Origin of the sequence: Bacteroides sp. MSK.20.12 (assembly GCF_019052435.1) — a bacterium.
GTDB lineage: Bacteria > Bacteroidota > Bacteroidia > Bacteroidales > Bacteroidaceae > Bacteroides > Bacteroides xylanisolvens.
On sequence record NZ_JAHQVH010000018.1, the window covers coordinates 1 to 13,007 of the forward strand.

General features: G+C 41.8%; 9 protein-coding genes. 8 read left to right on the forward strand and 1 reads right to left on the reverse strand.

Going from position 1 to position 13,007, the window contains the following annotated elements; translation table 11 throughout:
* Positions 1–309: 309 nt before the first annotated feature.
* The 8 genes from KTR06_RS11210 (at position 310) to KTR06_RS11245 (ending at position 11,731) form a co-directional block, all read left to right on the forward strand.
* On the forward strand, positions 310–876 hold the full coding sequence (locus KTR06_RS11210) for an RNA polymerase sigma factor (RefSeq protein ID WP_008023858.1): 567 nt from the start codon (positions 310–312) through the stop codon (positions 874–876).
* A gap of 148 nt (positions 877–1,024) precedes the next feature.
* Complete coding sequence (locus KTR06_RS11215) at positions 1,025–1,972, forward strand: FecR family protein (protein WP_008023857.1); 948 nt, start codon at positions 1,025–1,027, stop codon at positions 1,970–1,972.
* 222 nt (positions 1,973–2,194) lie between these two features.
* Positions 2,195–5,449 (forward strand): TonB-dependent receptor, encoded by a 3,255-nt coding sequence (locus KTR06_RS11220; RefSeq protein WP_009040956.1) that lies wholly within the window; start codon positions 2,195–2,197, stop codon positions 5,447–5,449.
* 5 nt (positions 5,450–5,454) lie between these two features.
* The gene (locus KTR06_RS11225; protein ID WP_136013345.1) at positions 5,455–6,741 is read left to right on the forward strand and encodes a RagB/SusD family nutrient uptake outer membrane protein; all 1,287 of its coding nucleotides are present in this window, start codon (positions 5,455–5,457) and stop codon (positions 6,739–6,741) included.
* A gap of 10 nt (positions 6,742–6,751) precedes the next feature.
* Positions 6,752–7,693, forward strand: coding sequence for a phosphodiester glycosidase family protein (locus KTR06_RS11230; RefSeq protein WP_225473428.1), 942 nt, complete (start codon positions 6,752–6,754; stop codon positions 7,691–7,693).
* 12 nt (positions 7,694–7,705) lie between these two features.
* Positions 7,706–9,487 carry an IPT/TIG domain-containing protein gene (locus KTR06_RS11235; RefSeq protein WP_120067665.1) on the forward strand — a complete coding sequence of 594 codons (1,782 nt, stop codon included), beginning with the start codon at positions 7,706–7,708 and terminating at the stop codon, positions 9,485–9,487.
* A gap of 6 nt (positions 9,488–9,493) precedes the next feature.
* Positions 9,494–10,753: an IPT/TIG domain-containing protein gene (locus KTR06_RS11240; protein ID WP_004313817.1), complete on the forward strand. Its 1,260-nt coding sequence runs from the start codon at positions 9,494–9,496 to the stop codon at positions 10,751–10,753.
* 63 nt (positions 10,754–10,816) lie between these two features.
* Complete coding sequence (locus KTR06_RS11245) at positions 10,817–11,731, forward strand: glycerophosphodiester phosphodiesterase family protein (RefSeq protein WP_008023849.1); 915 nt, start codon at positions 10,817–10,819, stop codon at positions 11,729–11,731.
* A 133-nt stretch (positions 11,732–11,864) separates the two neighbouring features.
* Here KTR06_RS11245 and KTR06_RS11250 read toward each other — a convergent pair whose 3' ends face one another.
* A complete protein-coding gene (locus KTR06_RS11250) occupies positions 11,865–12,959 on the reverse strand; it encodes an SGNH/GDSL hydrolase family protein (RefSeq protein ID WP_055235645.1) in 1,095 nt (364 codons plus the stop codon).
* Between the last annotated feature and the right edge of the window lie 48 nt (positions 12,960–13,007).

A 13,007-nucleotide genomic window follows, 5' to 3' on the forward strand; every position in this document is an offset into this window, starting at 1 on the left:
GAAAAATATTTGTCACAACTTTTACAGAACAATAATTTTTAATGCGTCTGCCCTGTATAAAGTGATATTTATCACTGCATAAGATGACCACTTGTCTTTGCAAGGGTAAAAAACAGTAAAGATACAAAATTAATTAGCGGAAAGCAAGAGACGGTACAATAAAGCTCAATATATGATTGTAATATGATTGCAAAATAAAATTCATCTGCCAACTACCGGACATCGGTTTCTCTTTATTTATTCACATAGATTTGTTTATTTCTAAATTATTTCAGTACATTTGCCTGACCTACTTCTATTACAGAAAGGATGAAAATAGACGAAATACAGTGCATAAAAGAACTACGCAACGGCTCTTACCAGGCTTTTACCCAGATTTATGAAGCCTACGCCGACCGACTTTACAGCTTTGTTCTTAAACAACTAAAAAATCGTTCCCTGGCACAAGATATTGTTCAGGATACCTTTTTACGCCTATGGGACAACCGTAGCCAACTGAATAGCTTTGGCAACCTGCAAGCCTTTATTTTCACTATTGCCAAACATCAGGTAATCGATTATTTCCGCAAACAAGTCAACGAACTACAATTCGAAGACTTTATGGAGTATTGCGAGAACCAAGAGAGCGATGTATCTCCAGAAGACCTATTATTGTATGATGAATTCCTGCAACAACTGAAGAAATCAAAGAATATTCTGTCACAACGGGAACGAGAGATTTATGAACTAAGCAGAGAAAAACATATTCCAGTCAAACAGATTGCCGAGCAACTGGAGCTTTCCGAGCAAACAGTAAAGAACTATCTGACTTCCGCTCTGAAGATCCTTCGCAGCGAAATAATGAAATATAATATTCTCTTTATTTTCTTCTTATAATATCGTCACTGCAACACATCACAAGGGGAAGGCAATAATATCTTCTCCCACAAAAAAGATCTCTATCTGATTTTTATGTTATAAAACACAAAGAAATCATAGTACTCTCTTATTCCATTCACGTATAACCAATAGAAACACCTATAATATGGCTACACATTTTAAAGATTTATACCGCCGATATATGGAGAAGGGACTACCTTCTTCTGACTTGAGAGAGTTCAAAAAAGAACTTGACCACATACCGGATGAAGAACTTTGGAATACCATGATAAACATGGAAAAAGATTCTGCACCGGAAATCGGGATGCCCCCCATGATGAAAAAGCAGATACGTAAGGAACTTCATCAAATCATCTGGAGAAGACGCTGGTATCAATTTGCGAAATATGCCGCTGTCATCGCTCTACTCGTCACCTCTTCCTTCGGCATATATTCCTTATTCGATACTCCAAGTTCGCAACAAATGATAACTGCCAATGTAAAACCCGGCAGCAAATCAGAGATCATATTGCCGGACGGAACAAAAGTGCAACTGAATGGTGCCACTACCATCAGATATGACGTCAATGATACAGAACAACGACTCGTACATCTATCAGGAGAAGCTTTCTTCGATGTAGCCAAAAGCCCGGACTGTCCTTTCAGAGTCATGGTAAATGACTTCCAGATCGAAGTATTGGGAACTTCTTTCAATGTGAATACATATAAGAAAGATGTTATCGAAACCTCTCTGCTTACCGGAAAAATTAAAATATCCGGCGGCTCTCTCCCGCACGAATATACGCTTACTCCCGGTGAAAAAGCAACCTACTCCAGTGTAGACAAAGCCCTCAAAATTACAAAAGCTGATGTGCATGTAGAAACAGGCTGGTGTAATGATTATCTAATTTTCGACTCCGAGCCTTTAATTGATGTTATAGAGCAAATAGAACGGTGGTATGGAGTAGAAATAGAACTAAAATATCCACAGATTGCACAAGATTTACTGTCCGGTTCTTTCCGCCATGAAAATATACAGAATGTTATCCATTCATTGAGCCTTCAGTATAAATTCAAATATGAGATACATAAAGATAAAATCATTATTTATTAACCTCAAAAGAAAGGAGCCTATGAAAGATATAATATAAGCTATTTAAAGAAAAACAACCAAAGAATCGCCCAATCCTTTGGTTGTATGAAAGTCGATAAAATTAATCCATTAAAACATGAAAAAATAGTATCAACTATGAATTACACAAAGTTAATTTTTTCCTTTAAAAAGAGGAGACATAATCTCCTTATTTTTAGAAACTTTACCATTTTGCTCACTGGAATGATTTTACTATCCACAACAGAAGCATTGGCACAAAAAGGAAATGTGTCGGTAAACATCAATAATGGTACGGTGAAAACATTCATAAAGGAGATCGAGAAACAAACCCGGTATACATTCGTTTATCGGAACAATGTCCTCAACGACCAATCGAAAGTGACCGTCAACTGTAAAAATAAGCCTCTTGATCAAGTACTGTCACAAGTATTCACTCCATTAAATGTTTCTTATTCGCTTAATAACAATACCATAGTATTAGTGAAGCAAGAAGTGCAACAACAGAAAAAAAACGAAAAGAAAACCATCAAAGGTACTGTGACAGATGGAAAAGGCGAACCGATTATCGGAGCCAATGTAATACAGGAAGGTGGCATCGGAACAATTACAGATGTTGAAGGAAATTTCACCGTCACAGCAGACCTATCCAAGCCGTTGGAAATATCCTACATCGGATACAAAAAGAAATCTATCCGCATCGGTGCTTCACCAACAATCAACATAGCGCTGGAAGAAGATGCACACGTCATGGATGAAGTTATCGTCATCGGATATGGCTCCAAAACCAAGCGGGATGTTACCTCTTCCATTGGAACTTATAAACCGGGAGAAGTCAATGTCCGCCAGGTATTAGGTGTTGACGAACTGTTGCAGGGACGCGTATCCGGAGTGAATATAACGTCAGCATCCGGTGTACCGGGAAGTAAAAATCGGGTCAGTATCCGTGGAATCGGTTCAATTACCGCAGGTAACGAACCACTATATGTAATTGACGGAGTACCTATCAACAATACGTCAGGAGATACTGGTGCTTGGGGAGCACAATCAATGAACGGTCTGAATGATTTCAATCCCTCCGACGTAGAATCTATACAGATTTTGAAGGATGCAGCTTCCGCTGCTATTTATGGCTCACGTGCAACAAATGGTGTTATCCTGATAACAACTAAAAAAGGAAGCAAGGGACAGGCCAAAGTAAACATTGACACGAATGTTAGTTTCTCCAACCTGACCAGAACAGACAAACTGGATATGACCGACACTGATCTGTTTCTGGAAGTTCTGAACGAAGCTATCGACAACTATAATCTGCAAACCAACAGTACGCAGGCACGTATTGATAACCCTGCACCGGGAAAAGCACAGACAAACTGGCTCGATCTGGTACTTCGTACGGCTGTTACCTACACGACTACCGCGTCTGTGTCAGGCGGAACAGATAAAACGAATTATTACTTGTCCGCCAATTACAAACACAACGAAGGTGTAATTATCAACAATCAGCTCAAACGTTACAATTTGAAGGTTAATCTGGACACGGAAATCAAAAAGTGGCTCAAGGTAGGAACCGCCCTGAATTTAAGTTACTCGCGTAATAACCGCGTTCCCACCGGCTATAATATAGGAACCAGTGTCATTACCCGCGCCATCGAACAACGTCCATGGGATTCCCCTTATCGTCCCGACGGAGAATATGCTGTCGGAGGACAGGAATTGGCCAACCATAACCCGATACAGGCTCTTAACGAAGAAGATGTATATATCGATAATTACCGTGCCCTCGGTTCACTCTATATGCTGTTTAACATAACGAAAGACTTGAACTTCAAAACTACACTCGGAGAGGATTTCAACTATACGGAAGAACACATTTATTACACAGCCGATCACCCCTATGGCAATAAAGTAGGAAAGCTTATTGACGGACGAAAATCTTATGCGAGTACTTTATGGGAAAACGTGCTCACTTATAAACACTCCTTTGAAGAAGATTTCTCTCTGGACGTCATGCTGGGGCATTCTATACAAAAGGATGTAACTTCCTCAGCCGCACAAACGGGTATCGGATTCCCCTCTCCTTCTTTTGACGTCAACTCTGTTGCTGCCGAATACTCGGATATAAGTACAGGACTTTCTTCATTCCTGCTCCAATCATTCTTCGGCCGTTTAAGTCTGAACTACAAGAACCGCTATTTACTAACGGGAACCATGCGTGCTGACGGTTCTTCCAAATTCATATCCAGCAATCGCTACGGATATTTCCCGTCTGTCAGCGCCGGTTGGAATTTGGGAGAAGAATCTTGGTGGAAATATCCACAAACCGATGTAAAGTTCCGCGCAAGCTGGGGTTGCACCGGTAATCAGGGAGGTATCGGCTCTTATGCTTATCAAGCATTAGCCGGTGGAGGGTACAACTATAACGGTGAGAACGGTTTAGGACTGACTACTGCAGGCAACCGCGATCTTAAATGGGAAAAAGCCCAACAAGCTGACGTCGGAGTAGACCTTTCTTTTTTCAGAGGTGCGATCACATTCACAGCAGATGCATTTATCAAAGATACCAAGGACTTGCTTTACCAAAAGCCAACTCCTGCTACATCGGGTTATACCAGCCAGGTATGTAATATCGGATCAATGCGTAATAAAGGACTCGAATTTACCTTAGGAGCCAACCTTAGCAAAGGTTCATTCTCATGGCATTCAGATTTCAATATCTCCTTTATCAGAAATAAACTGACTGCGCTTCTCGACAATAATGAGATATTGACAACCAGCTCGATGCACGCCCTTAAAGTCGGCGAACCGATAGGGTCCTTCTATATGATTAAGTGGAAAGGTATTTACCAGTCGGATGATGAAATTCCTGCCAAGATTTACGATCAGGGCGTAAGAGCAGGAGACTGTATTTACGAAGATGTGGATGGTAACGATGTCATAGACGAAAACGACAAACAGTTTGTCGGCTCGGCTAATCCAAAGTTCACCGGTGGTTTCAATAACACATTCAAGTACAAAGGCGTTGACTTGAGCCTGTTCTTTACATTTTCGTCAGGCAACAAGCTCTATGAACTGTGGACCGGAGGTTTACGAATGGGTAACGGTACATGGCCGATACTGAAATCATCTGCAGAATCCCGTTGGACGGGACCAGGCAGTACTAACGAAAATCCGCGTGCCATTTATGGTTATACGTGGAACTCAACCAAGTTTGTCAATACCCGAATGTTACACGATGCATCTTATATCCGTTGCCGTACAGCTTCTATTGGATATACCCTCCCAAAAAGTTGGATTAACCGGATACATATCGATAATCTACGCATATATTTCCAGGCAGATAACCTCTTCATATTAACGAAGTGGCCGTATCTGGATCCGGAAGTAAATGTAAGCCTCTCTGCAACCAATATGGGATATGATTATCTCTACCCATCCCAACCGCGTACGTTTACAATAGGTGTCAATCTTAAATTCTAACAGATATGAAGAATTTTATTATATCGTTATTAACAGTATTATTGGTGTTTGCCACTAGTTGCAACGAAATGGACCAATATCCGCATAATGCCGTATCCAGTGATAACCTCACCGAGGAGGATGCTCAATTACTGCTTACCGGACTCTACTTTTATATACAAAACAAACCAACAGTCAATGGTTATCTTACACAAGACATTGTCGGCGGAGATCTTGTCCGCGGCGGAGCGACAGGACTGAAAGATCCGGTATTATTGGTAAAAGACCTGGTTACCCCTGAAAGCGGTTTCGTCAGCGGACCGTGGGATGGATTTTATACTGCTCTCTACCAAGTAAATTCACTGATTGTCGCAGTTGACAGATTAGCAGCCAGCCAGTCACGAAACGAGATACTGGGAGTAGCCAGTTTCTTCCGTGGTCTGATTTATTATCACCTGGTTACCCGCTATGGAGAAGTTCCCATTCTCGAAGCTCCTTTCTCGGGAGACATCGCAGCATCTACCGAAACAGAAGGATGGAGTTTTGTAGAAAAGAATTTTCAGGTAGCAATAGATTATGCTCCTACTTTTTCCGACAAGTATTACGTCTCAAAACAAGCGGCAAAGGCTTTAATGGCAAGAACCAAACTTGCACAAGGCAAAATGACTGAAGCTGCCAAACTTGCTGAAGAAGTGATAGGTGATGCCAATTTCTCACTTGCCGACTTCGACCAGATCTTCCGTGGAAAAGCAAACCGAGAAGAAATATTCTCATTTGTCAATCTGCTCAATGAATCAAGCGTAAACTTGAGTGCTTCCCTCTATTCACGTGCTTCTGCCAATGGAGGTAGCTATACATATGCGCCGACGACAAAAGTGATGAATATGTTCGAACCGGATGATAAACGAACCGCCATATCAATTGATATGCAGGAAACAAATGAAGTCATTAATAAATATCCCGGTGGAGAGGTGACTACCGATCCGATCATTATTACCCGTTTGGGGGAAATGTACCTGATCAGTGCTGAAGCACAAGGACTTTCCAAAGGGCTTACCCGTTTGAATGAGCTTCGGAACTTTCGTGGTCTTCCTTCTGTACACCCTGCCACTGAAGAAGACTTCATAGATGCAATTCTCAATGAGAGACATACGGAACTACTGGCAGAAGGTTTCCGTTGGTTCGACCTTGTCCGCCTCAACCGCCTGGAAAGTGATCTCGGCTTTGAGCGCAAGTATAACAAATTACCTATTCCTGCCAAAGAAAGGTCTCTCAATAAACTTTTAAATCAAAATTCATATTGGGCTAACTAAAACAATGAAAATGATGAACTTATTAAAATACATGCAGATTCTGTCATTTGTATTACCAGTGGCTTTCTTAAGTTGCTCAAACGATACAATTGAAGACGTACATTATACCCCGCAAACAAAAATCGGTCAAAAACTATTAGCGGGTAGTGAAACAGTGGCACGTGTATATACCGATACCAGCTTTGTTGTTGCATTGGGAGTTACGGAAACAGATGTCCACTTTCAAAAGGCAGACAGCCGCTCTACTCATATATTTATAATCGACATTGATTTGAATGAACCAGGGGTTTCATTAGAAGTAGGTATGCCGTATGATGCGGATGTACGCAACAACTTCCAGCGGCAGACACTAACAGAAATGGCAGATTACGCCGACCGTCCGTGGCACCGGGTAGCTGCCATGATTAATGCTGATTTTTGGGATGTCAGTACAATGGATATCAGGGGGCCCATTCATCGCAATGGAGTGATCTTAAAAAACTCATTCATCTTTAAAGAAACACTTCCCCAACAAGCTTTGAGTTTTATCGCGCTGACGAAAGACAACAAAATGGTAATTGCCGACTCTGTGGAGTATCGTGGTATGCAGTACAACCTCAAAGAAGTGACCGGGAGCGGAGTTATCGTGCTACGGGATGGAGAAATATCCGGCGCGACTTATCCAGGTATCGATCCGCGTACTTGTCTTGGATATTCAGATGATGGTCATGTCTACTTCATGGTGGCTGACGGACGTGTAGAGTTCTACTCATACGGACTTACTTATCCGGAAATGGGTTCAATAATGAAAGCATTAGGATGCTCATGGGCTGTGAACCTGGATGGTGGCGGTTCTACCCAAATGCTTATACGACATCCGATAGCGGATATATTCCAAATACGGAACCGGCCTTCTGATGGACAGGAGCGACCTGTCGTAAATACGTGGATGGTAACAGTCAATGAACCTTAAAAAGCAGAAAGTATGAAGAACTCAATATTTATTTTATCTATCCTATTTTGTTGCAACTTGTTCTGTGGATGTTCGGAATCGGACGAATCCGATTCCCGACAATTTCCTCCGAAACTCATTTCCATTATTCCGAAAGCTGGATCGACAGGAGGTACCGCAATTATTTCAGGAGTTCATTTTTCTGAAACAGCAATTGATAATGAGGTATTTATTAACGGAGTACAAGCGGAAATTATCGATGCAACCCAGAATCGTTTAGTGATTGCTCTTCCCAATAATCCGGAAGGTACTTATTCAATCAAAGTTAGTGTGAAAGGGGAAGTTGTAGAAGGACTCAAATTTACTTATGCAACACCTCAAGCTCCACCTGAACTTGCTGTATTACAGGTTATGCCCTCCTCTGCCTATGCAGGAGATTTAGTGACACTGATCGGTCAGTGTTTCAGCACAGTGGTATCAGAAAATCAGGTGACAATCAACGGAGTGACTGCTGAAGTTAAAGAGGCGACTTCCAGCCAACTCAAAATTATCATTCCCGACACCGAGGAAGGCAGTTACCCTATCCGTGTGAGAATTGGTACTAAAGAAGCTGAAAGCCCCCTGTTTACTTACCTTCACACAGTGACATTAACGACCTCTTCTCTAACCCCCGCACGTGGAAAAGCCGGAGAGGAAGTGGTGATTTCAGGAGAAGGATTTGGAACAACGGTCGAAGAGAACATGGTTTCCATAAACGGAAAGCAGGCAACCGTAAAAGTTGTAACCGCAACAACGCTAACCATTATTGCTCCGGAGAATCCTTCCGGTACCTATCCAGTCAAAGTTACTGTCGCAGATAAAACGGTAGAGAATCTAAGTTTCACCTACGAAGATTTATCTTACACAGTTGCAACAGTAGCAGGTAACTCCGCAACTACCTCTACTGACGGTAAGGGAACGGCTGCCTCTTTCAAATTCCCGCAGGGACTAGCTCTCGCACCCAATGGTGACATATGGATTGCCGAAAGAGGAAATAACGTCATCAGAAAAATGGATCAGGAATATAATGTTTCAACTGTTGCCCAAAGTGGCACCGTTACATTTAATGCTCCCTGGCAAGGTGGTTTCGATCTCTCGGGTATATATTATGTAGCCAATAAAGCTTTGAATAATATTATTAAGATTACACAGGAAGGCACTTGCTCTGTGTTCTCCACCGAAACAACCTTTAAAAGTCCGATGAGCGTCACTTTTGATAGTAACGGTAATATGTATATCGCGGACCGCGATAATAAGGCAGTAAAGAAAATAACATCCGGCAGTACTGTAACTAACTACGATATGTCTTCACTCAAAGCCGGTCCCAATTGTATGGCGGTAGATAAGAAGGGAAGAATTTTTGTAGGTACCGGCGGTACTTATCAGCTGCATATGTTCGATACGGACGGTACACTAAAAACTGTATTCGGAACTGGCGTAGTACCCACTGCCGCGACTTATTCTGATGGTGAACAGAACGACCTGTCAAAAGCAACCATGGGGGCAACATTCGGCATTGCATTCGGCCCGGATGAGGTACTTTATATCACCGATTATACAATGCATACCATACGTACGCTAACACCGGATGCAGAAGGCGACTATACGAAAGGAACATTAAAAACAATAGCCGGTATTCCGGGAACGAAAGGTAAAATTGATGGTTCTGCCCTGACAGCTACATTCAATTGCCCTGCAAGCGTACTGGTTTCGGATAAAGTATATATCGCTGATGAGCAAAACCATTTGATTCGTACCATAACAGTAAATAAATAAAAGACTATGAGAAAGATATACATACTACTGCTCGCCTGCCCACTCTTATCATTGTTTGTAGCCTGCAATGATAATGACTACAAAGCGTCAGTGACAGAGCTTAGGCTGGTCCTCGTGAAACCCACCAATGTTTATTCCGGTGAAATAGCTACAATACTGGGACGTAATTTCAGCACGGTGCCGGAAGAAAATGCTGTTTTCATCAACGACCAGCAGGCAACCGTTATAGAAGCCTTCAAGGACGAACTGAAAATAATATTACCTGAAATGGCTCCGGGAAAATATTCCATCCGCGTCAAATCCCCCTCGGGTGAATTGACAGGCCTCGAGCTCAATTATCTGAAAACACCCGATCAGGAATATATCGTTCAAACAATCGTTGGACAGAAGGGAGTATTCGAAATGACAGACGGAGTCGGTACGGAAGCCACAACCAAGCTTCCCACTGGTATCGCTTTTGCTCCGGATGGCAGTTTATGGTTTACAGAACGAGGATACAACTATATACGACGTATCTCTCCGGACTTCCTGGTCACTTCACTCCTCGATGTGGCAGTAGACGGTAGCAGTGCTATCTGGCAAGGTGGATTCGATTCGAAAGGAAACTATTATTTCATCGACAAAGGAAAAGGAATGTTACGGAAAATAGAAACCGGCAGTATGTCTGTTTCAACCATAGCATCCGAAATGAAGAGTCCAATGAATGTTACATTCGATGATGAAGATAACATATATGTATCGGCACGCGACAATAAGGCGATTTATAAATTCACACCTTCAGGTACAAAAACAACTTTCGCCACTCTTAACGTATCTCCCAACTATATTGTGTTCGACAAAAACAAGAATATGATTGTTGGTACTTCTAATGGGTATGTGTTGATTCAAATCAGTCCAGATGGCACGCAAAAAACAATTGCAGGAGACGGAGTAAAAGGACAAGAGTATTATGACGGAGAACCCGGTAATCCGCTTAGTGCAAAAGTGGGTGCTACTTTCGGGGTAGCTGCCGGTTCAGATGGATGCCTGTATCTTTCGGATAACACGTACAACTGCATCCGCAAACTAACTCCTGACGCAAATGGAGACTACTCGAAAGGAACGCTGGAAACCATCGCTGGTTCTGGGAAAGCAGGTTTCTCCGACGGAAAAGGACTGAAGGCTACCTTCAACCAACCGTATGAAATCATAATTACGGAGGACTGCAAAACAATGTATGTGGCAGGCGCCGTCAATTACCTGATTCGCCGCATTACTGTCAAATAATAGCGAGCACCCGGGGCGATGCCCCGGGTGACTTTTACCATCATTAATGAATTCTATTAAGTTATGACGAAAAAACTTTTTTTCTTACTACCTATTCTGCTAACCGCATTTTCCATCAGCGCACAAACAAGGACTGATAAACTTTTGAAAAATCTACATGATAATGAATCGAAGTATATCTTTGTTATCGCTCATAGAGGAGACTGGCGCAATGCGCCGGAAAACTCCCTGCAAAGTATCGAAAAAGCAATTGCAATGAAAGTTGATATGATAGAACTTGACATACAACCGACTAAAGATGGCAACTTTATTTGTATGCACGACGAAACTCTCGACCGTACTTCTACGGGAAAGGGACCGATAAAAGATTATACGACCGAGGAACTGAAAAAGTTCGTCCTACGCAGCGGCAACGGAATCAAGACCCGCCAACCAATCCCCACACTGAAAGAAGCATTAAATGTCTGTAAAGGCCGTATTCTTGTCAATATAGACAAAGGAGGTACTTACATAAAAGAAATTATGCCTATCATCCAGGAATGTGGAATGGAGAAACAGGTCATCATCAAAGGATACTATCCTGTAGAGAAAGTGAAAAAAGAGTATGGCTCCAATGAAAGCATGCTTTATATGCCTATCGTTAATTTATGGGATAAAGAAGCAGTTGCCACTATACAAACTTTTATCAAAAACTTTACCCCAATTGCTTACGAATTATGCTTCAAAGATGATGCAAATCCGAATCTAAAAATAATAGATGAAATCGCTAAATCAGGTAGTCGGATATGGATGAATACTTTATGGGATAGTCTATGTGGCGGACATGATGATGAAAATGCTCTATTGGAAAGTAAAGATAAACATTGGGGCTGGATGTTAAAGCATAAAGCAACAATGATACAAACAGACCGTCCACAAGAACTTATTCATTATTTGGAGGAAAAAGGATTGAGAGATCTGGAACAATCTTCTCTATAAGTCATTCGAAACATCTTATTTATTAAAGAAGTAGCGAGCTTCTTGTTTTCAGGAACAACTTAACACATTTGCAAAAAAAAGGTCAATTCACCCCCATGAATTGACCTTTATTTCTTCTTATTTCTTTCCGTTATTAGTCTCTAAACTTAATTTTCAGAATCTTGCTGATAGCAGGTTTATACTTCTTTAGCATCCGGTCGAATCCCAAATCGTTCGGATGAGTTCCGTCGATGGTTCCCTCGTGATCTGTTCCCAAGAAACGGTCTTCTTTAATGAAATACAGGTTCTTTACGCCTTTTTTACGCAGTACTTCTACTTGTTCAGCGATAGCCTCATTCTGTTGCTTTACATTCTCACGGGCTTTCTGATTAAAGTTTCCCGTTTCGCGTATCAATGTCTGTATGATAATAATAGGTGTATCCGGATGTTTTTCCCGCAAGGTCATTACAAAGTCAACAGCCCGTTCGGTAATCTCTTTGGGAGAAGGATTAGGAATACAATCCAAGATAAAAGCGTCTGCATCAATATCCGCTAACATCCCGGCAACTTCTTTCTCCATTTTTCCATTGCCACTCAACCCCAAATTTATGAAATTATATCCACTGCTACGGGATAAGCGGGCCGGATAGGCCATGCCCGGACGGCTGGCAGAAGCTCCCTGCAAAATACTGGATCCGTAGACTACTATTTTCTCTTTGAACGGATTTTCTCCTTTATGTATGTGAGCATCAGAAGAAACACCTATCTCCAGACTCTTCAACTCATCGTATAAAGGCAGATATAACAAACATTCTTTCTCTTCGGTTCCCATATTATCGACAATCACTCTTTCCGTAGTCACACCACCCGGCATCCCTACTCCGGCAAATTGCCATTTCCCATCCCGTTTGATATACAAATCCAAGCCTTTCTGGGCTAGTCTGGTCAAGTTTGGCAATTGGTAATTGTCAGGAACAGTCCATTTAGCTTTTATCACCGGACTGTTCGTTGTGAAGGAAATAGCCAAACCCGCAGAGTTGGTGAATAGCTTCTTTACTGCAGGAGGCATCGTACAATACTTTGCTGTATCTACCCGATGGAAATATTCACCTTCGGTAGTCGCTTTTCCTACCAATAAAAGCTCTTGAGCCGGCATATAGGTAAAATTGCTCTTCTGCTGTCCGAATGTTGTAAGGGGAAACATTATCAGACCCAGGCAAATCCAGACATTTCGTGTTAAGTTTCTCATGGTTAGTTTAATATTAACAGTTTATTAATTGTCAGTATATCGTAGCAG